Origin of the sequence: Janthinobacterium sp. HH102, from assembly GCF_001758625.2 — a bacterium.
GTDB lineage: Bacteria > Pseudomonadota > Gammaproteobacteria > Burkholderiales > Burkholderiaceae_D > Janthinobacterium.
Map to the genome: position 1 here is coordinate 5,310,891 of NZ_CP062062.1, position 24,332 is coordinate 5,335,222.

The 24,332-nt window shown below is 60.0% G+C and carries 24 protein-coding genes and 1 tRNA gene; 10 read left to right on the forward strand and 15 right to left on the reverse strand.

Going from position 1 to position 24,332, the window contains the following annotated elements:
- Positions 1-47 precede the first annotated feature (47 nt).
- The gene (locus tag JAB4_RS24155) at positions 48-767 is read right to left on the reverse strand and encodes a nitroreductase (protein WP_070224507.1); all 720 of its coding nucleotides are present in this window, start codon (positions 765-767) and stop codon (positions 48-50) included.
- Positions 768-781: 14 nt separating this feature from the next.
- Positions 782-1,633: a DMT family transporter gene (locus tag JAB4_RS24160; RefSeq protein ID WP_070224559.1), complete on the reverse strand. Its 852-nt coding sequence runs from the start codon at positions 1,631-1,633 to the stop codon at positions 782-784.
- Positions 1,634-2,059: 426 nt separating this feature from the next.
- On the opposite strand from JAB4_RS24160, the gene JAB4_RS24165 reads away from it, so the two are divergent.
- Complete coding sequence (locus tag JAB4_RS24165; protein WP_070224506.1) at positions 2,060-2,626, forward strand: phasin family protein; 567 nt, start codon at positions 2,060-2,062, stop codon at positions 2,624-2,626.
- A 153-nt stretch (positions 2,627-2,779) separates the two neighbouring features.
- Here the strand turns inward: JAB4_RS24165 and JAB4_RS24170 are convergent, their stop codons facing one another.
- The 6 genes from JAB4_RS24170 to JAB4_RS24195 all read right to left on the reverse strand — a co-directional run bounded on the left by JAB4_RS24170 (position 2,780) and on the right by JAB4_RS24195 (position 8,172).
- Positions 2,780-3,499 carry an ABC transporter ATP-binding protein gene (locus JAB4_RS24170; protein ID WP_070224505.1) on the reverse strand — a complete coding sequence of 240 codons (720 nt, stop codon included), beginning with the start codon at positions 3,497-3,499 and terminating at the stop codon, positions 2,780-2,782.
- Entirely contained in the window at positions 3,496-4,269 is a 774-nt protein-coding gene (locus tag JAB4_RS24175) for an ABC transporter ATP-binding protein (RefSeq protein ID WP_034747484.1), read from the reverse strand. The genes JAB4_RS24170 and JAB4_RS24175 overlap by 4 nt, the downstream gene beginning before the upstream one ends.
- Positions 4,270-4,281: 12 nt before the next feature.
- Positions 4,282-5,499, reverse strand: coding sequence for an ABC transporter ATP-binding protein (locus tag JAB4_RS24180; RefSeq protein ID WP_070224558.1), 1,218 nt, complete (start codon positions 5,497-5,499; stop codon positions 4,282-4,284).
- A 31-nt stretch (positions 5,500-5,530) separates the two neighbouring features.
- Positions 5,531-6,460 carry a branched-chain amino acid ABC transporter permease gene (locus JAB4_RS24185; protein ID WP_070224504.1) on the reverse strand — a complete coding sequence of 310 codons (930 nt, stop codon included), beginning with the start codon at positions 6,458-6,460 and terminating at the stop codon, positions 5,531-5,533.
- A 299-nt stretch (positions 6,461-6,759) separates the two neighbouring features.
- Positions 6,760-7,707, reverse strand: coding sequence for a 4-hydroxy-3-methylbut-2-enyl diphosphate reductase (gene ispH / locus JAB4_RS24190; protein ID WP_070224502.1), 948 nt, complete (start codon positions 7,705-7,707; stop codon positions 6,760-6,762).
- Between the two features lie 9 nt (positions 7,708-7,716).
- The gene (locus JAB4_RS24195) at positions 7,717-8,172 is read right to left on the reverse strand and encodes an FKBP-type peptidyl-prolyl cis-trans isomerase (RefSeq protein ID WP_070224501.1); all 456 of its coding nucleotides are present in this window, start codon (positions 8,170-8,172) and stop codon (positions 7,717-7,719) included.
- Between the two features lie 120 nt (positions 8,173-8,292).
- Here JAB4_RS24195 and radC point away from each other — a divergent pair, with 120 nt between their 5' ends.
- The 3 genes from radC to rpmG all read left to right on the forward strand — a co-directional run bounded on the left by radC (position 8,293) and on the right by rpmG (position 9,641).
- Positions 8,293-8,967, forward strand: coding sequence for a DNA repair protein RadC (gene radC, locus JAB4_RS24200; RefSeq protein ID WP_070224500.1), 675 nt, complete (start codon positions 8,293-8,295; stop codon positions 8,965-8,967).
- Positions 8,968-9,214: 247 nt separating this feature from the next.
- Complete coding sequence (gene rpmB, locus JAB4_RS24205) at positions 9,215-9,451, forward strand: 50S ribosomal protein L28 (protein WP_010400928.1); 237 nt, start codon at positions 9,215-9,217, stop codon at positions 9,449-9,451.
- Between the two features lie 22 nt (positions 9,452-9,473).
- A complete protein-coding gene (gene rpmG / locus JAB4_RS24210; protein WP_010400929.1) occupies positions 9,474-9,641 on the forward strand; it encodes a 50S ribosomal protein L33 in 168 nt (55 codons plus the stop codon).
- A gap of 148 nt (positions 9,642-9,789) precedes the next feature.
- On the opposite strand, the gene JAB4_RS24215 is transcribed toward rpmG, so the two are convergent.
- From JAB4_RS24215 to JAB4_RS24235, 5 genes are all read right to left on the reverse strand, one after another.
- Positions 9,790-10,998, reverse strand: a complete 1,209-nt coding sequence (locus tag JAB4_RS24215) for a fatty acid desaturase (RefSeq protein ID WP_070224499.1) — start codon at positions 10,996-10,998, stop codon at positions 9,790-9,792.
- 133 nt (positions 10,999-11,131) lie between these two features.
- Entirely contained in the window at positions 11,132-12,490 is a 1,359-nt protein-coding gene (locus tag JAB4_RS24220; protein ID WP_070224498.1) for a mechanosensitive ion channel domain-containing protein, read from the reverse strand.
- Positions 12,491-12,612: 122 nt separating this feature from the next.
- Positions 12,613-13,932 carry an RsmB/NOP family class I SAM-dependent RNA methyltransferase gene (locus tag JAB4_RS24225; protein ID WP_070224497.1) on the reverse strand — a complete coding sequence of 440 codons (1,320 nt, stop codon included), beginning with the start codon at positions 13,930-13,932 and terminating at the stop codon, positions 12,613-12,615.
- A gap of 21 nt (positions 13,933-13,953) precedes the next feature.
- On the reverse strand, positions 13,954-14,562 hold the full coding sequence (gene purN, locus JAB4_RS24230; RefSeq protein WP_070224496.1) for a phosphoribosylglycinamide formyltransferase: 609 nt from the start codon (positions 14,560-14,562) through the stop codon (positions 13,954-13,956).
- A gap of 156 nt (positions 14,563-14,718) precedes the next feature.
- Complete coding sequence (locus JAB4_RS24235) at positions 14,719-15,117, reverse strand: barstar family protein (RefSeq protein WP_034747450.1); 399 nt, start codon at positions 15,115-15,117, stop codon at positions 14,719-14,721.
- Positions 15,118-15,518: 401 nt separating this feature from the next.
- On the opposite strand from JAB4_RS24235, the gene JAB4_RS24240 reads away from it, so the two are divergent.
- From JAB4_RS24240 to JAB4_RS24265, 6 genes are all read left to right on the forward strand, one after another.
- Positions 15,519-16,031, forward strand: a complete 513-nt coding sequence (locus tag JAB4_RS24240) for a glycine zipper 2TM domain-containing protein (protein WP_070224495.1) — start codon at positions 15,519-15,521, stop codon at positions 16,029-16,031.
- Positions 16,032-16,128: 97 nt separating this feature from the next.
- Positions 16,129-16,917 (forward strand): spermidine synthase, encoded by a 789-nt coding sequence (locus JAB4_RS24245; RefSeq protein WP_070224494.1) that lies wholly within the window; start codon positions 16,129-16,131, stop codon positions 16,915-16,917.
- 47 nt (positions 16,918-16,964) lie between these two features.
- Entirely contained in the window at positions 16,965-18,731 is a 1,767-nt protein-coding gene (locus JAB4_RS24250; RefSeq protein ID WP_070300276.1) for a GspE/PulE family protein, read from the forward strand.
- 68 nt (positions 18,732-18,799) lie between these two features.
- Positions 18,800-18,875 (forward strand) — tRNA-Lys (locus JAB4_RS24255).
- A gap of 707 nt (positions 18,876-19,582) precedes the next feature.
- Entirely contained in the window at positions 19,583-21,970 is a 2,388-nt protein-coding gene (locus tag JAB4_RS24260) for a BACON domain-containing protein (RefSeq protein WP_139143598.1), read from the forward strand.
- A 295-nt stretch (positions 21,971-22,265) separates the two neighbouring features.
- Positions 22,266-22,670: a hypothetical protein gene (locus tag JAB4_RS24265; protein ID WP_139143597.1), complete on the forward strand. Its 405-nt coding sequence runs from the start codon at positions 22,266-22,268 to the stop codon at positions 22,668-22,670.
- Positions 22,671-22,684: 14 nt separating this feature from the next.
- Here the strand turns inward: JAB4_RS24265 and JAB4_RS24270 are convergent, their stop codons facing one another.
- Together JAB4_RS24270 and JAB4_RS30800 are read right to left on the reverse strand one after the other, a co-directional pair.
- On the reverse strand, positions 22,685-23,188 hold the full coding sequence (locus JAB4_RS24270; protein WP_070223729.1) for a hypothetical protein: 504 nt from the start codon (positions 23,186-23,188) through the stop codon (positions 22,685-22,687).
- Between the two features lie 3 nt (positions 23,189-23,191).
- Entirely contained in the window at positions 23,192-24,238 is a 1,047-nt protein-coding gene (locus JAB4_RS30800) for a lysozyme inhibitor LprI family protein (RefSeq protein ID WP_083287049.1), read from the reverse strand.
- Positions 24,239-24,332: the final 94 nt, after the last annotated feature.

A 24,332-nucleotide genomic window follows, 5' to 3' on the forward strand; every position in this document is an offset into this window, starting at 1 on the left:
AGCTCATCTTTGAGCGGCTGTTTGCCGGCGTCCATCGCCAGCAATGTCTATTTGTCCATGAATTTAACAAAACCGGCCAGCGGCTCGCGTTCCGTGCTCAGGCGGTTCTCGATCTTGTCCGGGTCGGCATGGCCGAGGGCCATGCCGCATACCACCATTTCGCTGGCCGGTACGCCCAGCTCGTCGCGGATGATGTCATGGTAATGGATGAAGGCCGCTTGCGGGCACGTGTCGAGCCCGCGCGCGCGCGCCGCCAGCATGATATTTTGCAAGAACATGCCGTAATCGAGCCAGGAACCCTGTTCCAGCACCCGCTCGATGGTAAAGATCAGGCCTACGGGCGCATCGAAAAACTGGAAATTGCGTCCATGCTGGGCCGCCATGCCGGCCGTGTCGCCCCGCTCCAGCCCCAGCAGCTGATACAGGTCCAGGCCGATCTTGCGGCGGCGCTCGATGAACGGCGCCGTCCACTGGCGCGGGTAATAGGTATACGACGCCGTGCGCGCGGGCGCATCGGGTGCCTTGGGCGCATCGTAGGCGGCCAGGATGCGGCGCGACAGGCGCAACCGCGCTTCGCCCGACAGCACGTAGACTTTCCACGGCTGCATATTGGCGCCCGAGGGCGCGCGCGCCGCCACTTCCAGGATGCGCGCGATATCGTCCTGCGCCACCGGCGTGGGTAAAAAGGCGCGGATCGAACGGCGCGACAGGATGACGCTATCGACGGCTTGCTGCGCCGCCTGTGTTTCAGATACTGGCTTGCTCACTGCGCTGCTCCCTGCTATTTCTTGACTACAAACACCACACCGACCACGGCCACCAGCATGCCGGCGATGCCCAGCATATTAAAGGCTTCGCCAAACATCAGCCAGGCCATCACGGCCGTCGTGGGCGGCGTCAGGTACAGCAAACCCGTCACTTTCGTCGCGTCGCTGCGGCGGATCAGGGCGAACAGCAGGAAGATGGCGCCGATCGACAGCACGAGTACCGACCACAGCAAGGCGCCAATAAAATTCGCCGTCCATTGGACGTTGCTGAAATGCAGGTCCAAGCCTTCGTAATACAAGGCGAATGGCAAGACCACGACGATGGAAGCGGCAAACTGCACCACCGTGCCGGTGCGCAAGTCGAACTGAGGACAGTGGCGTTTTTGATACATGGTGCCGGCCGTCATCGACAGCAGGGCGAACACGCACAGCAGCACGCTTTCCACCGTCAGGCCCACGAGGTTGATCTTCGCGTAGACGACCAGGGCCACGCCCAGCAAGCCAAAGAACAGGCCCAGCCACTGACGCGGGCGCACGGATTCGCCGATCAGCGGCGCGGCGCAGGCCGTCAGCACAGGCTGCATGCCGACGATCAGGGCCGACAGGCCGGCCGGCATGCCCAGCTTGATGGCACACCAGACACCAGCCAGGTAGCCGGCCTGCATCAGGATGCCGGCCACGGCGATCTGGCGGAACTGCCCCACGGGCCACGGCGCGCGCAACAGCAGCACCAGCGGCAGCAGGATCACCAGCACGCCCAGGAAGCGCAGCAGCAAAAAGGTCAGCGGCGGTGCGTACGGCAAGCCGAACTTGGCCACGATAAAACCTGTGCTCCATAACAACACGAAGAAACCAGGCAAGGCCATCGGTGCCAGGGTCGTCTGGAAAGGGGTTTTGGAGGCTTTGCCGCTGGCGCCAGCCGCGGCGGGAAGATTGGACATGGTATCAACTCGGGAAACAGGATCGGCACCGGAGAGCTGCGCCAGTGCGGGAGGCAAAGTCTAGCATGCTGCGCCGCGATCGTCCCCGCAGCCACTGGAAACGATAGTTTAGACATAAACCATTGACACGTAGAAATCAAATATTTCTCTTTAGAAACAATGACTTTTGATGCAAATCTATTCAATTGTTGCATCGCACAAGAAACGCTTGACTTCGTTTTTTTTCGCCGTAGAATAGGGTTTGTTGCGTTGCACAATTCTTGTTCAGCTTGAAAAATTTAGATTCACCTGCTTTCCCAAACGGTACACGCAGCATCAAATTAACCAGATTTCGATTTTTTGGAGATTTATATGTTTTCAATTCCTGAGCAATTTTCGTCCGCTACCAAAGCCAACCTGGAAGCCCAATTCGCCCTGTTCTCGTCGCTGACGGGCAAAGCCTTCGAAGGCATCGAAAAGATCGTCGAACTGAACCTGACCGCTGCCAAGGCAACGCTGGAAGAATCGACCGCCGCCGCCAAGCAATTGCTGTCGGCAAAAGATCCACAAGAATTCTTCTCGCTGAGCGCTGCTCAAGCCCAGCCTAGCGCCGAAAAAGCCATCGCTTACGGCCGTCACCTGGCTGCCATCACGTCGGGCACGCAAGCCGAGTTCAGCAAAGCTGCTGAAACGCAAATCGCTGAAACCAACCGTAAAGTCCTGTCCCTGGTGGAAGAAGTCACCAAGAACGCGCCAGCCGGTTCGGAAAACGCCGTTGCCATCCTGAAAAGCGCCATCGGCAACGCCAATGCAGGCTACGAGCAGTTCTCGAAAACCAGCAAGCAAGCCGTCGAAGCCATCGAAGCGAACCTGACCTCGGCCGTGAACCAGTTCACGCAAGCGGCTGAAAAAGTCGTTCCGCGCGCTGCCGCCAAGTAATTCCTGCGCGACCGCCACGGCGGTCCGCTAAGTAATCCTCGGGGGTTACTTTAGTACCAGCTCCTCCAGGCATCCATCCCGCACTTCCCTGACGGATGCCATTATGCCCCAGCCCTGCTGGGGCATTTTTTATGCGCTTTTACTTTCCCGCCCTTACTCTCCCAGATACGCCGCCTTCACGCGCGGATCGTCGAGCATGGCCGCCGCATTGCCGCCCATGGTGACCAGGCCGGAATCCATCACATAGCCGCGGTGCGCCGCCTGCAGGGCCAAACGGGCATTCTGTTCGACCAGCAAGATCGTGATGCCTTCGGACGACACCTTGCGGATCACCTCGAAGATTTTCTCGACCATGATGGGCGACAAGCCCATCGACGGCTCGTCGAGCAGCAGCAGCTTCGGATGGCTCATCAGGGCGCGCGCCATGGCCAGCATCTGCTGCTCGCCGCCCGACAGGGTGCCCGCCATCTGCGCCGCCCGCTCCTTGAGGCGTGGAAACACGTCGAACCACTTGGCAATGTCATCTTCGACACCAGCCTTGTCCGTGCGCGTGTAGGCGCCCATCATGAGGTTTTCGCGGATCGACATGCGGGTAAACACGCCCCGCCCTTCCGGCACCATGGCCAGCTTCCTTTCCACCAGGTGAAACGACTTCGTGCCCTTGAGCGATTCGCCCAGGTAACTGATCGTGCCTTCGATCTTGCACGCAGGCAAAGTGCCCGTGATGGCTTTCAAGGTCGTCGTCTTGCCGGCGCCGTTCGCGCCGATCAGGGCGATCAGCTCGCCCTGGTTGACTTCCAGGTCGATGCCTTTCACGGCCTTGATGCCGCCGTAAGCCACGTGCAGGCCCGCCACCTTCAATATATTGCTCATGCGTGCGATCCCCCCAGATAAGCCTCGATGACGGCCGGGTTTTGTTGTATTTCGGCCGGCAAGCCTTCCGCGATGCGCTTGCCATACTCGAGCACCGTGATGCGGTCGCACAGTCCCATCATCAGTTTCACGTCGTGCTCGATCAACAGCACGGTCTTTCCTTCAGCCTTGATTTTCACCAGCAACTCGCGCAGGGCCAGCTTTTCCGTGGCATTCATGCCGGCCGCCGGCTCGTCGAGTGCCAGCAGTTGCGGGTCGGTGGCCAGCGCGCGGGCGATTTCCAGGCGCCGTTGGTCGCCGTACGACAAGAAGCGCGCCGTGCGGCTGGCGAACTGGGCGATGCCGACGAAATCGAGCAGCTCCATCGCCCGCTTGCGGATCGATGCTTCTTCCTCGCGCGCCGCCTTGTGGCGGAAGATGGCGCCGAACACGCCCTGGTGCGAGCGCACGTGGCGCCCCACCATGACGTTTTCCAGCGCCGTCATGTCGCCAAACAGGCGGATGTTCTGAAACGTGCGCGCGATGCCCGCCTTGGCCACCTTGTGCGGCGCGGACGGCGAATACGGCTTGCCGGCCAGCTCGAAAGTGCCCGTGTCGGGCTGGTACAGGCCCGTGATCACGTTGAAGAAGGTCGTCTTGCCGGCGCCGTTCGGGCCGATCAAGCCATAGATCTGCCCTTGTCGGATGGTAATGCCCACATCGGTGAGCGCCTGCAAGCCGCCGAAACGTTTATTTACGCCAGCGATATTGAGAATGATCTGTTCGCTCATGCTATCCCTCCCTTACGCGGACACGACGCCGGTGGATTTGTTGGGCTGGTCGACATCGTGGTCGGGCCGGTCTTCGTGCTTCGGCGATGGCCACAAGCCGGCGGGACGTATAAGCATAATAAGTACCATGGCCAGACCGTACAGCAACTGGCGCAAGACTTCAGCGTCGATGATGATCTCGCCAAACAGCGCCTTCTGCGCCGGCTCGACGACATGGCGCAACACTTCGGGTATCGAAGCAAGGATCACGCCGCCGAGGATCACGCCAGGGATATGGCCGATGCCGCCCAGCACGACCATGGCCAGCACGGCGATCGATTCCGTCAAGGAGAACGATTCCGGCGCGACAAAGCCCTGGAACGAGGCGAACATGGCGCCCGCCACGCCGCCGAACGAGGCGCCCATGGAAAAGGCCAGCAATTTGACGTTGCGCGTATTGATGCCCATGGCCTTGGCGGCGATCTCGTCTTCGCGGATGGCCACCCAGGCGCGGCCCAAGCGCGAATGCTGGAGGCGCTTGGTGACGAACACGACGGCGATGCACAGGAAGAGGAATAGAAAATAATATGCATTTACGGACGGCATGGAAAAGCCGCCGACCACGACGGTGCTGTTGGTACCCGCCTCGCCCGCCAGGTTGACGCCGAAGATGCGGATGGGGTCAACCATGTTGATGCCTTGCACGCCATTCGTGAAATTGATGGGCTCATTCAAGTTGCCCATGAAAATACGGATGATCTCGCCAAAGCCCAGGGTCACGATAGCCAGATAGTCGCCGCGCAACTTCAAGGTTGGCGCGCCCAGCAGAGCACCGAACAGACCGGCCACGGCAGCGGCCAGGGGCACGATGATCCAGATCGACAGGTGGACGCCGTTTTCGCGGATTTCCGGCCCCATCAGTTGCACCAGGGTTTCACCCAGCACAGGATACTGATTTACCACCGATTCGAGCAGGATGGCGAACTGGGGCGACGCCAGCAAGGCCGTCAGGTAGGCGCCCACGGCGTAGAAGGCGATGTAGCCGAGGTCGAGCAGGCCGGCAAAGCCGACGACGATGTTCAAGCCCAGGGCCAGCATGATGTACAGCAAGGCCATGTCGACGATGCGCACCCACGAATTGCCGAACTGGGCGGCAAAAAACGGGAACACCATCAGCAGCGCGGCCAGGCCCAGCATGCCGGCGTAGGCTTTGGTCGGATTTTTCTTAGCGTCAAAATCGAGTAGTGCCATGATGGTCAACTCCTTGTTTTTATGGATGACGTCAGGCGCGGTCGGCCACGCGTTCGCCCATGATGCCGGACGGGCGCAGGGTCAGCACGATGATCAGCACGATGAAGGCAAAGATATCCTGGTAATTGCTACCGAGGAAACCAGCGGTGAGATAGGCGATATACCCGGCACCAAGGCTCTCGATGAGGCCCAGCAGGATGCCGCCCAGCATGGCGCCATAGATATTGCCGATGCCGCCCAGCACGGCCGCGCAAAATGCCTTCAGCCCGGGAAGCGCTCCCATCGAAAACTTTACCGAGGCATAGTTGGCGCCCCACATCACGCCCGCCACGGCGGCCAGCGCGGCGCCAATGGCGAACGTGGCGACGATGACCTTGTCGGAATCGACACCCATGAGGCCCGCCACGCGAGGATTCTCCGCCGTGGCCCGCATGGCGCGGCCCATCTTGGTTTTCTCAATAAGTAAGACCAGGGATCCCATGGAAATGGCGGCCAGGGCCAGCAGCAATACTTGCGTTTGGGAAATAACAGCGCCACCGATGTGCAGCGGGTCGGTCGACAGCAACTGGGGAAATGGCAGCGGATTGCGCGTCCAGATCATCATGGCGAAGGTTTGCAGCAGGATGGAGACGCCGATGGCGGTAATCAGGGGAGCGAGGCGGGGGGCGTTGCGCAGGCGGCGGTAGGCGACCCGCTCGATGAAGATGTTGACCAGAATACAAATGGGGATGGCGCCGAGGATGGCGGTGGCCAGTTTCAAATAGCCGGGCCAGTCCGGCACATAAATGCCCAGCAGCTTGAGAATGGTCAAGCCCACCATGGCGCCGATCATGAGCACGTCGCCGTGGGCGAAGTTGATCAGGTTCAACACGCCATACACCATGGTGTAACCGAGGGCGATCAAGGCATACATGCTGCCCAACACCAAGCCGTTGATGATTTGCTGGATGAATGTATCCATGGTCAGATTGCCCTATCAAATATGCATTTTTCGGGAACAACTTCCGCCGGAACATGTCGCTGATACAAAAACGGCACCGGAGGAAGAATTCCTGCAGTGCCATCCCTGGACCGTTCTCACCAGCATGGTGCACGCACTCAAAACGCGCGTGACCTTGCTTAGTCATAACGACAACATATTCAAGCTTGAGGCAATCATAACGATCTTTTGCAAAAACTAAACTTGGAATAAAACGATCATTTCCGAATTAAATTTTGTTTTGAGGTGACTCCTCATCGATACTCAATCGTCCCGCAGGCTCAGGCGACGTCGCGCTTGATGCCATCGAGGCCTTTCGGCATCGGGAACGTGACGGCTTCCTGCACGCCATCGAGGGGGCGCACGCTCTTCACGCCGCACTCTTTCAAGCGGTCGATGACGGCTTGCACCAGCACCTCGGGCGCCGAGGCGCCAGCCGTGACACCCACGCGCAGCTTGCCTTCCAGCCAGGCGGGGTCGATCTGCGAGGCATTGTCGACCATGTAGGCAGGCGTGCCCATCTTCTCGGCCACTTCGCGCAAGCGGTTCGAATTCGAGCTGTTCGGGCTGCCCACAACGATCACCACTTCCACTTGCGGCGCCATGAATTTCACGGCTTCCTGGCGGTTCGTGGTGGCGTAGCAAATGTCGCCTTTTTTCGGCTCGGCGATATTCGGATATTTCGCTTTCAAGGCCGCAATAATGTCGCTGGTGTCGTCAACTGACAACGTTGTTTGCGAAACATAGGCCAGGCTCTCCGGATTGGCGACCTGCAATTTCGCCACATCTTCGAGCGTTTCCACCAGATGCATGCCCATATCGGCCTGGCCCATCGTGCCTTCCACCTCGGGATGGCCGTCGTGGCCGATCATGATGATCTCGCGGCCTTCGCGGCGCATCTTGCCCACTTCCATGTGCACCTTGGTGACGAGCGGGCAAGTGGCATCAAAAATGCTCAGGCCGCGCGATTCCGCCTCGGCGCGTACGGCTTTCGACACGCCATGCGCGGAAAACACGAGCGTATTACCAGCAGGCACGTCGTCGAGGTCATCGATGAAGATGGCGCCCTTGTTGCGCAAGTCGGCCACCACATAGGCGTTGTGGACGATTTCATGGCGCACGTAGATCGGTGCGCCAAATTGCTGCAAGGCGCGCTCGACGATTTCGATCGCCCGGTCGACGCCAGCGCAGAAACCGCGGGGCTGGGCCAGTAACAGTTCTTTATCCATCGCAATTCCTTACAGGACCGAAATGAGCTTGACTTCAAAACGCAGCGGCTGGCCGGCCAGCGGATGGTTGAAATCGAACAGGGCGGAGTCCTCACGCATTTCGCGCAGCACGCCGGCAAAACGGCCGCCGCCCGGCGCGGCGAAGTCGACCAGGTCGCCGATCTTGTAGTCGGCGCCCGGCACGGAGTTTTCGTCCAGGGTCGCGCGCGAAACGGACTGCACCAGCTCGGGATTGCGCTCGCCAAAGCCTTCGCCGGCCGCCAGCTCGAACGTCTGGTGCGTGCCTTCAGGCAAGCCCAGCAGACGCTGCTCAAGGAATGGCGCCAGCTGGCCCTGTCCCAGCATCAAGGTAGCAGGATTTCCGCTGAAGGTAGTGACAATATCAGTACCGTCAACAGTAGCAAGACGATAATGCAGGGTGAGGTAAGCCGCTTCGGTGACGACTGCTGGTTGCTCGTTGGACATAGTAGTTTTCAGGTAACTGGTGCAAAACGATATTGTAAGCCACACTGGCCGCGCCTGCCCCATGGCTTCGTCAAAGAAGGCCACACTGGGGCGCGCGCCGGTGCCAAACAGGAGAACAGCATGGGCATCAAGGATTGGCCGGCCGGCGAACGGCCGCGCGAACGCCTGATCGAGGATGGCGCGCAATCGCTGTCGGACGCGGAATTGCTGGCCGTCTTCCTGCGCACGGGCGTGCGCGGCAAGAGCGCCGTCGAACTGGCGCGCGACACGGTCGAGCACTTCGGCTCCCTGCGGGGCCTGTTCGGCGCCAGCCTCGTGAGTTTTTCCGCCGTGCACGGCATGGGCAGCGCCAAGTTCGCGCAGCTACAAGCGGTGCTGGAACTGGCGCGGCGCGCCATCATCGAAGACTTGCAGGCGGGACAAGCCCTCAATTCGCCGCACGCCGTCAAAGACTATTTGCGCCTGACCCTGGGCAACCTCGCGCATGAAGCGTTTCACGTGTTGTTTTTGGACGTCAAGAACCGCCTGATCACGACACAGGAAATGTTTCGCGGCACCCTCACCCACACCAGCGTGTATCCACGCGAAGTGGTGAAACAGGCGCTGCTGCACAACGCGGCCAGCGTCATGCTGGCCCATAACCACCCGTCCGGCACGCCGGAACCGAGCGAGTCGGATCTATTACTGACGCGCGCGCTGGCGCAAGCGTTGTCGCTGGTGGACGTGCGCATCCTCGACCATTTCGTCGTGGCCGGGCGGCAAGTGCATTCCTTTGCGGAACACGGCCAGATCTAAGCCGGCGCCAGCCGATTCACAGTTAACCATGTGTAAACAAGGACATACGTGACAGCAGAGGGACTGTTATCTAGCAGTAAACGACGCGGTTTACCAGCGGTTTCCCTATGAAGAATAGGCAAACGTCAAATTGTTAAATTTTTTAAATACGACATGACACAATTGTTTTTCGCAAGTCATTGATAAATCTGCTTATTTTGGATATACTCTCGTTTTTCCAATTTGGAATATCTTTAAGGAGTGCGCCATGGCACGTGTTTGCCAAGTCACTGGGAAGAAGCCGATGGTCGGCAACAATGTTTCCCATGCAAACAACAAAACCAAACGTCGTTTTTTGCCTAACTTGCAGAATCGTCGTATTTTTGTTGAATCTGAAAACCGCTGGGTCTCCCTGCGTTTGTCCAACGCCGGTCTGCGCGTCATCGATAAAGTCGGCATCGACGCCGTATTGGTCGATATGCGCGCTCGTGGCGAAAAAGTCTAATTAGCAGAATAAGGGAGCTATCATGGCAAAATCAGGCCGCGACAAAATCAAGTTAGAATCGACCGCCGGTACGGGTCACTTCTACACGACTACCAAAAACAAGCGTACGACGCCTGCGAAAATGGAGATCATGAAATTCGATCCTAAAGCACGCAAGCACGTCACGTACAAAGAAACCAAAATCAAGTAATTGATCTTGTGTTCTGTAAAAAGAGCCGCTCCGATGAGCGGTTTTTTTTCGCCCTGATTTTCAGCCGGCTCCCCTCGCCTTGTGCCGGGACAAAAAAAGGCCCTGGAAACCAGGGCCTTGATATGCAGCAGCTTACTTATGCATAACTTTATGCATAACTGCGCAGGCGCAAGGAGAAGTCCTGCAGCGACTGGATACCCGACGCTTCGGCGCGCGCGCACCAGTCTTGCAGCTTCTGCAGCAATTGCTCGCGCGTAAAGTGCGAACGCTCCCAGATGGCGCCCAGTTCCACGCGCATGTGGTGCATGGTTTCCAGCGCCTTGCTGTGCTGGAACAGTTCCGACAACTGCTCATGGTGCGCATCGGCCAGCTTGCCCGGCTCGCGCTGCATCAGCTTGCGCGACGATTTCAGGAAGCGCTTTTCCAGCTCGGCCTTGTGCTTCAGGTGTTCCAGCTCTTCCTTCCAGGCATGCTTGATCGATTTCGCATACTTGGCCATCACGTCGTAGCGGTTGGCGATGACCGATTGCAAGGTCTCGAAGTCCGCTTCCAGCTTGCCGTGCGAGAACTTCGGTTCCGGCGCCAGCTTTTTCACCTTGGCCAGGCCCAGCATTTCCAGCGCGCGGATGTACGCCCAGCCGATATCGATTTCATACCATTTCGACGACAGCTTGGCCGACGTGGCATAGGTATGGTGATTGTTGTGCAACTCTTCGCCGCCGATCAGGATGCCGAACGGAATGATGTTGGTGGCCGCATCGGCGCAATCGTAGTTGCGGTAGCCCCAGTAGTGGCCGATGCCGTTGATGATGCCGGCCGCCGTGATGGGGATCCACATCATTTGCACAGCCCACACGGAAATGCCGATCACGCCGAACAACACGAAATTGATGACGAACAGCGACACCACGCCCAGCCAGCTGTACTTGGTGTACAGGTTGCGTTCGATCCAGTCCGTTGGCGTGCCGTGGCCATACTTGGCCATGGTTTCCATGTTCTTCGATTCAGCGCGATACAGCTCGGCGCCTTCCCAGAACACTTTCTTGATACCGCGCGTCACAGGGCTGTGCGGATCTTCTTCCGTATCGCACTTGGCGTGGTGCTTGCGGTGGATGGCCGCCCATTCCTTGGTCACCTGGCCCGTCGTCAGCCACAGCCAGAAACGGAAGAAATGGCTGGGAATCGCATGCAATTCCAGCGCCCGGTGGGCCTGGTGGCGATGCAGGTAAATCGTGACGCTGGCGATGGTGATATGCGTGACCACCATGGTGTACAGGAAAACTTGCCATGCGGACAGATCGGTAATGCCCGTGGCCATGAACTGCAAAACGTCGTGTAAAACGGAACTCAATGTCATTACTACTACTCCAAGTGGACAGGGCGTGCGCACGGTCGCTCCAGTGACTCTGGAGGTCCGGCAGAGTTAATTTTAGGCGTGATTGTACGCCCTAATGGGTGCTATCAGGCAAAAACGGAGGCAGGCAGCGAGGTTAAGGCTGGGTGCCGGATGGCGGGGACTCACCGTCTGCCGCGCTGGCGAGCGGGGCAGCAGGCGTACCAACAATACGCAATTCGCGTTGCGGAAACGGTACAGTAACCTTATGTTCCTGCAAGGTGCGCCAGATGGCGCGGTTCACATTCGACTTCACGCCGCCCGTGCCGTTTTCCGGATCCGCGATCCAGAAACCGATCTGCACATCGAGGCCGTCGGCGCCGAAACGCACGAGCGTCGCCGAGGGCGGATTGCTTTGCGACACGCGCGGCACCTTAGCCGTCGCCGCTTCCAGCAAGGGGAAGATCACATCGAGATCCGTTTCATAGCCCACCGACACGGCCGTCGACAGCCAGACCATGCGGTTGCTCAGCGACATGTTTTGCACGCCGCCCGAAATCAGCATTTCATTCGGCACGATGGATTCAACGCCATCGCCGCCCAATAACACAGTATAGCGCGTATTGATCTGCGTCACCTTACCCGTAAATTGGCCGACGGTGATCATGTCGCCGATGGTCAGGCTGCGGTCGAGCAGGATGATGAAGCCGGAGACGAAGTTCGCGGCGATCTTTTGCAAGCCGAAGCCCAGCGCCACGCCGAAGGCGCCGCCGAACACGGACAGCACCGTCAAGTCGATGCCCACCAGCGACAGGCTGACCAGCACGGAAACGAGGATCAGCACGGCGCGTCCCATGCGCGACAGCACCACGCGCAGGGAAGTGTGCAGACCCTGCATTTTCATCAGACGCTCGTCGAGCGAGGTGCCGGCCCACATGGCCAGTACCAGCAGCACGGCGACCGAAATAGCGGCTTGCAAGATGGCAGCCACGGAGACCTTGTTGCGTCCCAGCGGCACGACGATGCTTTCCAGGAAGGTATGCAGTTCCGGCCACAGGCCCGTGATGTACAGGGCCATGCCGGCCCACACCACCACCGTGAAAATCTTTTCCAGCAACAACATGGTGGGACTGATGTCGCCATGACGGGCAAAAATGCGGCGCAGCACATAAAAGCCGAAGCGCACCAGCGCCATCGACGTGCACAGGGGGATGGCAATGCTGAGCAGGTTCACCGACTGAAACTTGGCCAGGAAATGTTGCGCAATGCCCAGCAGCATGGCCGCCAGGACGGGCGTCAAAATGCGGATGAAACTGTCCGTGCGCTGCAAGGTTTCCGGCGTGGCGGGCGTGGCCGCCGCTTCCGCCCGCTTATGCAGGAACACGCGCAACTGCCGCACCAGCAGCCAGCTCAGCGCCAGGCAGGCAAGGATGACCAGCGCCTGCCACAGGATGGCCGGTTGGCGGAAATCGTCGACAAAATCAGTGATCAGGTTGAGCAGCGGGGTTTCATTCATGGCGGATGCGGTCCGGAAGGTGGGACGAAGATGGTACGGATGGGGAGTGATCCCATGCCGCCAGGCGGGCTGGCGGCATTGAAGGGCGCCGCTGCAGGGTGCAGCGGCGGCCCGTGACAGGCTTACTCGGCTGGTTCAGCGTCAACGTCGTCGGCCGGCTTTTCATCGGCGTAGACTTTTTTCGGCATGACCTTGCGCTCGAACACGGCGGCGAAGAAGCCGTCCGTCTGGTGCAGGTGCGGCAGCAGTTTCAGGTAGTCGCCCATTTCCAGCTCGATCTTCTGTTCGGCCAGCACCTTGCTCATCGGCACCAGGGTGAAGTCGGGGTTGGCCGCCAGGAATTGCTCGGCGATCTGATCGTTTTCTTCGTTCAGGAAGCTGCAGGTGGCGTACACGAGGCGGCCGCCGCCCTTGACCAGGCGCGCCGCGCCGGCCAGGATGGCTGCCTGCTTGGCTTGCAGCTCGACGATGGAGTTCGGCTGCTGGCGCCATTTGACGTCCGGATTGCGGCGCAGGGTGCCCAGGCCGCTGCACGGGGCATCGACCAGCACGCGGTCGATCTTGCCGGCCAAGCGCTTGATCTTGGCATCGCGCTCATGCGCGATCTGCACCGGATGCACGTTCGACAGGCCGCTGCGGGCCATGCGCGGCTTGAGCTTGGCCAGACGCTTTTCCGATACGTCGAACGCGTACAAGCGGCCCGTGTTGCGCATCAGCGCGCCCAATGCGAGCGTCTTGCCGCCCGCGCCGGCACAGAAATCGACCACCATCTCGCCGCGCTTGGCGCCGACGATCTGCGACAGGATCTGGCTGCCCTCATCCTGCACTTCGATGGCGCCGCTCTGGAACAATGGCAGGTTTTGCAGCGATGGCTTCTTGATCACGCGCAAACCCAGCGGCGCAAACGGCGTCGGCGTGCTGAGAATCGGCGCTTCGGCCAGGGCCAGCATCACGTCTTCGCGCGTGGCCTTGAGCGAATTGACGCGCAAGTCCAGCGGCGCCGGCGCGTTCAGCGCATCGGCCAGCTTCATGGTTTCCGCTTCGCCGAACTGGGCGATCAGCTTGTCGAACAGCCAGGTCGGCATATTGGCGCGCATGTTCGCCGGCATCAGGCTGCGGTCGATCTGCGTGATGCGTTCCAGCCATTCCACTTCTTCTTCCGTCAGGCCGCCCAAGGAGTCGGCGCCCACGGCTTCGGCCAGGCCGAGGATGGTCAGGCGGCGCATGGTGGGGCCGCTGCCCGCTTCGGCGAAATCGGTAAAGAACGATTTGTTGCGCAGCACGGCATAGATGCCTTCGGCGATGGCGCCGCGTTCGCGCGAACCGAGGCGCGGATGGTCGCGGAAATAGCGCGACAGGGTAGTGTCGGCCGGGGCCGTGAAACGTAAAATTTCGCGCAATACTTCTTCAGCATTGGCAAGTATCGCTGGTGGCAATCTCATTGTTATTCTTCCTGTAATATTTTATTGAGGGTCCACGCGGACCTGGCCATGCTCGACCGACAGTTTATCGTCAATGAACAGGCGGATGGCGCGCGGGTAAAGCAGATGTTCCTGTACCAGCACGCGCGCCGATAAGCTGTCTTCTGTGTCGCCCGGCAAGACGGGGACTTTCGCGCTCGCCACGGCCGGGCCATGATCGAGCTCGGCCGTCACGAAATGCACGGTCGCGCCGTGTTCCGTTACGCCCGCCTCGAGCGCCTGGCGGTGCGTCGCCATGCCCGGGAACAGCGGCAGCAGCGACGGGTGGATATTGAGCATGCGCCCCGCGTAATGCTCGACGAAGGGCGGCGTCAGGATGCGCATGAAACCGGCCAGCACGACCAGGTCGGGGGCGTAGCCGTCGATCACGGTTTGCAGCGCCGCATCGAACTGTTCGCGGCTGGCATAATCCTTGTTGGCAACGACAGCGGTCGCTATCCCATGTTCCGCGGCAAAAACCAGTCCCTGGGCATCGGCCCGGTTACTGATGACGGCGGCAATACGGGCTGGCCATTGCTCGGCTTGCGCCGCGCGCACGACCGCTTCCATGTTGCTGCCGCGTCCGGAAATGAGGATAACGATATTTTTCATAGCGCGCATTGTACCCGCTATGGCGATGCGAACCAAGAAAGGCCGCTATTATTGTTGCGGCGCAACATAGCGACCGGCCCCCCGCCGCTGCCCGATTACGCTGCCCGATCAGGGCATGAAAGGCTGGTTTGAGGCCGCCGCGGCGTGAGTAGGTGCTTACTCGAACGAATAGAAGACGCGGAACGGGACTTTCTTCTCGGCCCAGTAGTCGGCCGCGTCGCGGAATACGTCGAGCAGGATCTCGCGCGCTTCCTTGTCGAATTTTTGCGTATTTGGCAATTGCTCAAGCACCACCAGGAAGCCCGTCTGCGTGCCCGCCTTGAACATGGTGTCCGTCAGGCACAGGCGCAGGGCATCGAAATTCTTCGCCAGGTTTTTCGGAAACAGGAAGGCTTCCGCAATAATGCCGATGACTTGTTGTTTGGTCTGTCCAGCGTTGCAATGCGCATATAAAAAGTGCTGCCCGAGACGGATCGCCTCGTCTTGTAATTCGGTCACGCGAAAGGCACGGATGGACTGGACAAGGTTGGGCGGCACGGTTAGTAACAAACTCATTTTTCCCTCAAATCGACCTGTTATGTATGGATTTTTTCTAGCTGCTCGTCTTATTGCATCCCCGCACGCGGGTCAATGCGCACGCGGTGATTCGATCTGTATCAACTTTTATGCGATTCAGTGCGATTTTATATAAGCCATACGCGTATTAGGGTAACGTGTTGTCCTGCATGAATCAACCCGAATATGATGTCAAACGCAAGATTTGTTACAAACCGCTGGTTTCAAGTCACTTCAACATCTTGTATCGATTGAAAGTGCATGTTACAGACTGTGGGGCAAGGGGCTTGGGCTGTTACATTTTGTTGCCATGCGAAACACTTGCCCCGGTCTGGCGGGATTACTATAGTCCCAAGTTGTAAAAAATACCCTGAAAGATTCTCTAGATAACGAGGTTACAAATGAACTTGCAAGCCAAATTGATGTTGTCAGCCGTTTGTCTCGGCACATTGCCACTCGCCCAGGCCGCCGACTTTGAAGATTTCGGCAAGGTCGTACGCGTCGTGCCGCAAGTGGAACAGATCAATCGTCCACGCCAGGAATGCCGTACGGAATACGTGCAAGTGCAGGCGCCGCCGCAACAGCGCAGCGCTGGCGGCTCCATCGTCGGCGGTATCGCCGGCGCCCTGCTCGGCAGCCAGGTCGGTGGCGGCAATGGCCGCACGGCAGCAGCAGCGGCGGGCGCGATCGCCGGCGCCGTCGTAGGCGACCGTGTCGACAACCAGAACAATTACCAGGGCGGCATGCAGGAACAAGCCGTCAAGCAATGCCGTCAGGTCGACCACTGGGAATCGCGCAACAATGGCTACCAGGTCACCTACGACTACCGCGGCCGCAACTACACGAGCATCATGTCCTACGATCCGGGCGAGCGCATCCGTCTGCGCGTCTCGATCGAGCCAGCTCAGCAGTAAGCGTAACAACCGGCCCCTACCATGCCAGCCCCAGCGGCTGGCATTTTTTATGGCGCTCCGGCACGGGCTATAATGCGGCACACTTTCAGGCCGCCTTATGCTTATCAAACGAAAATCCATCGAACAAGTCGAATCCTCGCGCCCTGCGCGCAAGCCCCGCTACGCCCCTGTTACCCTGTCGGAAATGGATGGCGTGCGCTATCTGCATTTCGGCACGGAATGGGTGCAGGGCGCCATGCGCATCCGCAAGCCGGACTGGCCGGAACTCGAATATGCGCAGCAGATGATGGCGTGGATGCTGTGGATCGAGCAGCCGCAGCGCATCGCCCAGCTGGGCCTGGGCACGGCCGCGCTGACCAAGTTCTGCTACCGCCAGTTCCCGCAGGCGCAGGTCGAAGCCATCGAACTCAATCCTTCCGTCATCGCCATCTGCGCCTCGATGTTCAAACTGCCGCCCAACGACGAGCGTCTGCACGTGCGCGAGATGGATGCGCTCGACTACGTCAACGATGAAGCCAACCACGGCACCCTGGACGCCTTGCAGGTGGACCTGTACGACGCCACGGCGCGCGGTCCCGTGCTCGACAGCGCCGATTTCTATGCCGCCTGCTGCGCTTGCCTGGCGCCGCACGGCATCATGACGGTCAACCTGTTTGGCGACCATCCCAGCTACGCAAAGAACATCAAGGCGATGAAGTTTGCGTTTGCACAGGTGATCTGCCTGCCGGAAGTCCATGATGGGAACGTGGTGGCGATCGCGTTCAAGACGAAAGTGGCACTCGATGCCGACGCGCAAGCCGCCTTGCTCGAACGCGCCAAGCAGATCGTCGCCGAGACCAAGCTGCCCGCCAAGACCTGGGTCAAGGGCATCGTCAGCACCCTGTAAGCGCCGGCATTCCCAGACAAGGCCGGCAGTCCTGAAAGACGCCGGCCATGCCCGCCTCCCCGCCTTCCTCTCCCATCTCGCCCGACACGCCACTGGAACTGCCGCAACTGCTGGCCTGGCTGCAGGAAGACGGCTTGCTCGACGCGGTGCAAGCGGCCGCCATCGCCACCCAGACCGCCCTGCTGCCGGCGCCCGCCTTGCATCCGCTGTGCAGCATCGCCCACGGCGCACTGACGCTCGATACCCTGTGCGCCTGGCTGGCGCAACGCGCGAGCTTGCCGTATCTGCGCATCGATCCCCTGCACATCGATTTCAGCCAGGTGGCCGACGTCATGACGGCCGGCTATGCGGCCCGCTTCAACATCCTGCCAGTGGAAAGCACGCTTGACCGCATCGTCATCGCCACGGCCCAGCCCTACGCGCTCGCCTGGCAGGCGCAGCTGGGCAACCTGGCGCCGCGCAAGCTGAGCCTGGTCATCGCCAACCCGCTGCACATCGCCGACGCCATCGCGCAATTTTTCAGCCTGGCCACCTCCGTCAAGGTGGCCCGGCAAGCATCCACGCAAGACCTGGCGCTGCGCCACAATTTCGAGCAGCTGGTGGAACTGGGGCGCAACAAGACCAGCCTCGACGCCAACGACCAGCACGTGGTGCGCATCGTCGACTGGCTGTGGCAATACGCGTTTGCCCAGCGCGCGTCCGACATCCACCTGGAACCGAAGCGCGACGCGGGCCTCGTGCGCCTGCGCATCGACGGCCGCCTGCACCAGGCCTATCAATTGCCGCCCGTCGTCATGCTGGCCATGACGGCGCGCATCAAGTTGCTCGGGCGCATGGATGTGGTGGAAAAGCGCCGCCCCCAGGATGGCCGCATCAAAACGCGCAATGCGCAAGGGCAGGAAATCGAGCTGCGCCTGTCGACCTTGCCCACGGCCTTCGGCGAAAAGCTCGTCATGCGCATCTTCGATCCGGAAGTGGCCGTCAAGAGTCTGGCCGAACTGGGCTTTCCGCCCGCCGATGCCGAACGCTGGCGCCAGCTGACGACGCGCACGCACGGCATCGTGCTGGTGACGGGCCCCACGGGCTCGGGCAAGACCAGCACCCTGTACAGCACTTTGAAGGCGCTGGCCGGCAGCGAAGTCAATGTGTGCACGGTGGAAGACCCCATCGAAATGGTCGAGCCGGCCTTCAACCAGATGCAGGTGCAAACCCAGGCCGGCATCGAACTGTCGTTTGCCGATGGCGTGCGGGCGCTGATGCGGCAAGATCCCGACATCATCATGGTGGGAGAGATCCGCGACCTGGCCACGGCCGAGATGGCCATCCAGGCGGCGCTGACGGGCCACCTGGTGCTGTCGACCCTGCATACCAACGACGCCCCCTCGGCCGTCATGCGCCTGCTGGAACTGGGTTTGCCCGCCTATCTGCTGGAAGCGTGCCTGATCGGCGTGCTGGCGCAGCGCCTGCTGCGCTGCCTGTGTCCGGCCTGCAAACAGCCGGGCGGCGCCCCGGACGACGCGTCATGGCAGCGCCTGACGGGCGGCCAGCTGGAACGCCCCCGCGCCATGTACCGCCCCGCCGGCTGCCCCCTGTGCCGCCACAGCGGCTACCTGGGGCGGGCCGGCATTTATGAACTGCTGAGCGTGACGGAAACGTTCGGCCAGCTCATCAAGGCGGGCGCCGACCTGCACGCCTTGCGCCGCCAAAGCATCCTCGACGGCATGACGCCGCTGCGCCTCGCCGGCGCGCGCAAGATCATCGATGGCACGACCAGCATCGACGAAGTGTTGAAGCTCACGGCCGCCCTGCATTGAGCCATCTTCATTTTCGTGCAGGAATGCTTTGCATTCTTTTTCAACTGATATATAATGCGGCCTCTTTCGGGTCGTTAGCTCAGCTGGTAGAGCAGCGGACTTTTAATCCGTTGGTCGCAGGTTCGAATCCCGCACGGCCTACCACGAATACAGCAGTACAGATCAGGGTTAGCAAACTATCGTTTGCTAACCCTTTTTTGCGTCTTTATCCGTGATATTGCCCACATGGGGGAAATGTGCCCCGGTCACCGCCAAGTGCAGAAACTCTCCCGGCACTGCCTTAACCCATGTTTCTAAAGGACGGACAAGCAAGCATTGAGCCGCGCCTTGCGCAACACTCCCAAACCCGTGAGGAAATAAGACGCATGCCCATGGCAATGGCGCGCCACCGCGATGCCAACGTGCTCGTTGCAAATACAGCACGCGCTTCCTCCCCTCCAGCATATCCAGCTCGCCAGCTTCAACGATGCCATACAGGCAATGCGTCGAGAATGCCATTACTTGTAAAAAAGAAAATAAATAAAGGAAATTAATTATTGGCAACTAAATGCTATTCAAACAATTTAAAATAAGCAATAATGCCTCTCTCTTAATGATTACCTCCGACAAAAATGGCGTCCGTTCTTTTCAGGTACAGCATTTCGCGCGCACTGGCATACTTGCTCGCAACCACATTAATTGCTGGCTGTGGCGGCGGTGGTAGCCCAAGCGGTGGAGGCGACGGAAGCAGCGGCGTTGCCCCTCCGGTGCCAGTTACCCCGACGCCCACGCCAACATTGACATTCAGCGTGCCGACGGCCGCCGCTACCGCCGATGAGGGGAGCACGAAGGCATTGTCATTGCTAGCGACTGTGAACACGCCATCGGAATTTCAAAATGTAAACAGTGTGTTCGCCTACGTCATCGATACGACAGGCGTGATACTGCCGGAGGTACAATTTTCCCAGCTAAGCCCAGGCAGTTACAGCATTCTGCTCCAGACTGCGCCGACGCTGCCCATCGGAAAACATACAGGCACTTTTTCAGTCAAAGTTTGCAAGGATGCCGCTTGTACGCAACACTTCCCCGGTTCGCCGATGCAGTTGCCATATGCGATCACTGTCGTGCCGATACCCTTGTCACCAATGACAGTGGCGCCACTTGGCCTTCTCAACGCGACCATTTCTGAGGGAAATCCGGCGCCAGCGCCCGTCACTGTCAACGTCAGCGCGAAAAGTCGCACATGGACTGTGAACACGAACGCGGCATGGATCAAGCTCTCGACGGCAGCAGGTAACGGCGTCAGCTCGTTTACTGTCGGCTATGATGTTTCCGCGCTGACATTTGGCGTCCAGACAGGCACTATCGTAGTCACAAGCAGCGACGGGCAAATCGCCTCGCTGCCTGTCAGTGCCGAATTGCTGCCTGCCGCTTTTTCCATTGATCACGGCCAGATTACCTTCAATGGCATCAACGGCGCTCCCATTGCGGCAGCGCCCGTTAAATTTACGGCACCTAACCTAGCGGCGAACTGGAAAGCCACCGCCAGCGCGGCATGGCTAGGAGTGACCCCGACGAGCGGCACCACACCTGCCATTGCATCGGTATATGTCGACCCGGCGAACGGCAAGCTTGCCAGCGGCCGACACGATGCAATGTTAACGATTACCGCACCGAACGTCAGCGACAGCAAAGTTCCTGTCACGCTGAACTTGACGAAAGCCACCTTAACGTCCTCGATTGACAGCATCACGCTGGGAGGACCTTATGGCCGCTCGCCTGCGTCGACAGCAAGCCTGACGCTGAATCTCAACACCATGGCGAACGCTTATCTCTGGTCGTTCTCGGCACTGCCTGCATGGCTGGGCGCGAGCGCTACCAGCGGTACGGTGAATCAGGCTGGCAGCAGCATTATGCTTTCGCAAATCGGCGCCAACCAGCCCATCGGAACCAGTGCCACGACCTTGACCGCGAGCACGCAAGTCAATGGCGATACCATCTCGGTACCAGTCACCATCACCGCCCAGCGCGATACGCGCAAACTGCTGTTCTCGGAAGTCGGCGTCGGGCTGTCTTCCACCCCAGGCTGGTCACGCCTGTCGCGCAAGGTCACCGTGCGCGACAACTTCGGGCTAACCCCTGCATGGACTGCCAGTTCCGACAAGGCATGGCTGTCCGTGCAACGCAGCGGAAATGCGCTGACACTGACGGCCGATCCATCCACTTTACCGGTCGACGCCATCAGCTATGCCACCGTCAGCCTGGCCAGCGAGAATGGTATTCAGACTTCAGAGCAGCTGCATGTTGCGATCTGGAAAGGAAGCGTCACGCCGGCCGTCACGACGAAATTGACGAAGACCTACAGCCACCTCAAGACCGATCCGATCCGACCTTTGCTGTATGCAAACAACGGCACAGGCGATATCGATGTGTATAACATCTATTCCGCCACCCAAGTCGGCACCATCAGCAACCTCGGTGGCGCGATGGGAGACATGACCATCAGCCCGAATGGCCGGCATCTTTACACCTACGATACCGCCAATCGGAATATCATCGTCGTGGACCTGGCTACGCTGACGAAAAAAACCAGTTGGCCAATGGCAGCAGCAGTCCAGCAATCGTCGGCCTTGCTGGCCCTGCGGCCAAATGGCGTAGAGATTGTGGCAGCAGCCGACGGCAAGGCATACCTGGCCAGCACAGGTGCCGTGGCGGGCATGATCGGCAACGCCGACAGCATGGCAGCATCGAGCGACGGAAGCCGCCTCTACTTGCAAGATTCAGGCTATAGCCCGGCATCGGTAAGCGCAATTGTAGTTGACTACGCCGATATTGGTGGCGGTGCCCTGTTCAGCGCTTCGGCGGGCTCCGCCGGCTTCATCAACGGCGCATCGAATGGACAAGACATCGCGGTCAGCGCTGACGGCATGCGCCTGTATGTCGCGTCGGCTGCACCTTACCGCTGCAGCAGCGTAAAACCGTCGGACCTGAGCTTCATCGGCAGCCTCAGCGGCGGAGATGCCTACCCCAACAACGTCGAGGTGGGCAGCGATGATCGCGTTTACTGCGGCATCTCAGGCTGGTATTCGAGCGCCGACGTATGGGTGCACGACGCAAACGGCATGCTGCTCAAGAGTTTCAAGTTTGCCGGGTACGCGAGGAGCCTGATGACCCGCACCCTGGGTATTTCCGCTGATGGACTCATGATGGTGGGCCAGACAGACGACCCCCTGCTGGTATTTGTACCAGTAGGCCCATAAGGGGAGTGGCGGCGGAAATACTCCCTGCCTCGGCTGGTTGAGGTTCTTTTGAATATAGTATTCCTTGTCCATGGCAACGGGAACCATTAATCCCCTCCTGCCACGAAGACAGCAGTACGCACAGGGTTGGCAAACTAGCATTTTCCAACCCTTTTTTGCGTAAATTCGACCAGAGACAAGCTGAGCGAAAGCAGTGCGTGACGGATGCGGAAAGAATCTCCCCGCGAGCAATGCAATCGTGCGCCGCCAGTGCCGATATACTGGTGCATCTGCTGACGATACGGAAAGACGCACTGTGAAACTTGCCACCCTGCTATCCCCCCTGCTGTGCTCTTTGTTGCTGCCAGCCCAGGCGCAAACGCCCATCGTGCTCGACGGCCAGTACAGCGCGCGTACGGACGAGATGAGCCTGGAAATCATCGGCAACCGCGTCTGCTTCGCGCCCGACAAGGCGCAAAGGGGCCGCTTGCCCCGCCCTGCCGCCACGCACGATGCGTGGTTTTGTTTCAGCAACGACGCCGAGGCGCGCCGGCTACTGCGCGTGCCCGCGCGCCAGGCCGACAATTGCGGCTGGCAAGCGCGTGCGCGCATCGTCATCGATACCTATCAACCGTACGTCGAGCAAGGCGACGGCAACGACATGGCGCGCCTGGCGTCCGTAGTCAAAGTGGCGCAGCCGAACGCCATCGCCTGCGAGTAATCAGTTCAGTTCGATCAGTCCAGTTCATACTCCTGCAGATAGCGGGCGAACAGTTCCCCATCGGCCAGCGGACACGCAAACCCCGCGCCCCAATCGGCCAGCAGCAACTGCTCCTTCAAGGGCAGCAGCAACAGTTGCGGCATGCCATCGCTGCACCACAGGTCGCACACGATACCTTGCTCGTCCAGGCCCGCAAACAGGGTTTCCGTCTTGTCGCCGCCAAAGGCCAGCACGTTCTTGCATTCCACGCGGTAACTGCTGTAGCCCGTGTAGACGGCGTCATACGGCGGCATGGCATGGTCCAGCGCCAGGCGCAGCTGCTCGGCCGTCAGGCCCAGCGCGCGCAGTGGCGACGGTGGCGCCTTGATCACGTACATGTCCGTCCAGCCGGCGCCGCTGCGGTGCGCATCGGCGAACGCCTGCTGCTCGCCCATCTGCGTCAAGCAGTGCTGCAAATTATCCAGCGGCAGCAGTTCGATCATGCAATAGTCATCTTCGTGATAATACGCTTCGCGCATGCCTCAATTCCCCAGCAAATCTTGTAGTTGCGCATTGCGCCGCGCCGTCAGCAGGCCGGCCCAGGTCTCGCTGGTGACGGATGGATAGCGCACGGCGCCAAAATTCATCCAGGCATCGCGGTACGCCAGCCACAGGCGCTGGGTGGCGCGGATGCCCTCCTTGTCCACGGCGCCCGCATAGGTGGACGCGGGCTTTTTCATCAGCTTGCCGTAGATGGCGTTGAGCTCCTTGTCGAGTGCCGCCGCCTGCTCCTTCGTCATGCTGGCCGGCAACTTGCCCCCTTCGTACTCACGCAAGTCCTGCGCCAGCAAGTCGAGCTCGGCCGTGCGGGCCGCGATGCTCTGGGCGGCGCGCGCCGTGCCGCTCAAGTCCGTTTCATTGGCCGCGCGCGCGTCGGCAAACTTGCTTGCGGCCGCCTGCAGCTTTTGCAGCGACGCTTGCGCCACGGCAGGCATGCTTGCGCTGACCTTGCCTGTCGCCTGTGCGCGCACGCGCTGCTTTTGCCGCGCATCGATGGCGCTGCACACGCCCATCATGTAGCCGCTGGTAATGTCATCGCACAAGTCGATCATGCCGCGTCCGCTGGCATTGATCTTCTGCAAGTGTTCGATGCGGCCCTGCATCTCGGCCGGCGCCGCATCGATGCTGCACGCATACTTGAGGGCCAGCAGCGGGTCTTTCTGCACGCCTTGCCCATTCTGGTACAGCATCATCAGCACGGCGCTGTTCTGCGTTGCCATCGCGCAATGACGCACGGGACGCCAGTCGGCCGGCTTGGGCGAGGACATACTCTTGGTATCGTAATACAGGTCCGTCGCCTGGCATTGCTGCAAGGACGCCACGGCGGACGGCGCCGGCAGGTCGGCCGGCGGCGGCGCCGCATCCTTGACCTTCAGGCAGCCCGCATACCAGGCCGTGCTTTCCGCATGACCCACGCCCATGGCGCTGGTGTTCGGGTACGGTGCTGCGGCGGCGGCAAAAACCGGGGCCGCCAGCAGGCAGCTCACGCCCAGCAAGGCCGTTTTCAATAAGGGTAGACAAATTTTCATGTTCTATCAGCGCCAGCGTGAATAAAGCGGCAAGTTTAACTGATCGGATACGCGCTGCCCGCCCGATACGCGCCGCTTCCGCCTGGTAAGTAAC

Excerpts from the sequence above, each read along its gene's own strand:
- rpmB (WP_010400928.1), top strand. The coding sequence starts at position 9,215 with ATGGCACGTGTTTGCCAAGTCACTGGGAAGAAGCCGATGGTCGGCAAC.
- JAB4_RS24215 (WP_070224499.1), bottom strand. The coding sequence starts at position 10,998 with ATGACATTGAGTTCCGTTTTACACGACGTTTTGCAGTTCATGGCCACG.
- JAB4_RS24240 (WP_070224495.1), top strand. The coding sequence starts at position 15,519 with ATGAACTTGCAAGCCAAATTGATGTTGTCAGCCGTTTGTCTCGGCACA.
- JAB4_RS30800 (WP_083287049.1), bottom strand. The coding sequence starts at position 24,238 with ATGAAAATTTGTCTACCCTTATTGAAAACGGCCTTGCTGGGCGTGAGC.
- ispH (WP_070224502.1), bottom strand. The coding sequence starts at position 7,707 with ATGGATAAAGAACTGTTACTGGCCCAGCCCCGCGGTTTCTGCGCTGGC.
- JAB4_RS24245 (WP_070224494.1), top strand. The coding sequence starts at position 16,129 with ATGCTTATCAAACGAAAATCCATCGAACAAGTCGAATCCTCGCGCCCT.
- JAB4_RS24170 (WP_070224505.1), bottom strand. The coding sequence starts at position 3,499 with ATGAGCAATATATTGAAGGTGGCGGGCCTGCACGTGGCTTACGGCGGC.
- JAB4_RS24225 (WP_070224497.1), bottom strand. The coding sequence starts at position 13,932 with ATGAGATTGCCACCAGCGATACTTGCCAATGCTGAAGAAGTATTGCGC.
- JAB4_RS24160 (WP_070224559.1), bottom strand. The coding sequence starts at position 1,633 with ATGGCCTTGCCTGGTTTCTTCGTGTTGTTATGGAGCACAGGTTTTATC.
- JAB4_RS24180 (WP_070224558.1), bottom strand. The coding sequence starts at position 5,499 with ATGGCACTACTCGATTTTGACGCTAAGAAAAATCCGACCAAAGCCTAC.
- JAB4_RS24185 (WP_070224504.1), bottom strand. The coding sequence starts at position 6,460 with ATGGATACATTCATCCAGCAAATCATCAACGGCTTGGTGTTGGGCAGC.
- JAB4_RS24165 (WP_070224506.1), top strand. The coding sequence starts at position 2,060 with ATGTTTTCAATTCCTGAGCAATTTTCGTCCGCTACCAAAGCCAACCTG.
- JAB4_RS24270 (WP_070223729.1), bottom strand. The coding sequence starts at position 23,188 with ATGCGCGAAGCGTATTATCACGAAGATGACTATTGCATGATCGAACTG.
- JAB4_RS24175 (WP_034747484.1), bottom strand. The coding sequence starts at position 4,269 with ATGAGCGAACAGATCATTCTCAATATCGCTGGCGTAAATAAACGTTTC.
- JAB4_RS24235 (WP_034747450.1), bottom strand. The coding sequence starts at position 15,117 with ATGAGTTTGTTACTAACCGTGCCGCCCAACCTTGTCCAGTCCATCCGT.
- rpmG (WP_010400929.1), top strand. The coding sequence starts at position 9,474 with ATGGCAAAATCAGGCCGCGACAAAATCAAGTTAGAATCGACCGCCGGT.
- JAB4_RS24195 (WP_070224501.1), bottom strand. The coding sequence starts at position 8,172 with ATGTCCAACGAGCAACCAGCAGTCGTCACCGAAGCGGCTTACCTCACC.
- purN (WP_070224496.1), bottom strand. The coding sequence starts at position 14,562 with ATGAAAAATATCGTTATCCTCATTTCCGGACGCGGCAGCAACATGGAA.
- JAB4_RS24220 (WP_070224498.1), bottom strand. The coding sequence starts at position 12,490 with ATGAATGAAACCCCGCTGCTCAACCTGATCACTGATTTTGTCGACGAT.
- radC (WP_070224500.1), top strand. The coding sequence starts at position 8,293 with ATGGGCATCAAGGATTGGCCGGCCGGCGAACGGCCGCGCGAACGCCTG.
- JAB4_RS24250 (WP_070300276.1), top strand. The coding sequence starts at position 16,965 with ATGCCCGCCTCCCCGCCTTCCTCTCCCATCTCGCCCGACACGCCACTG.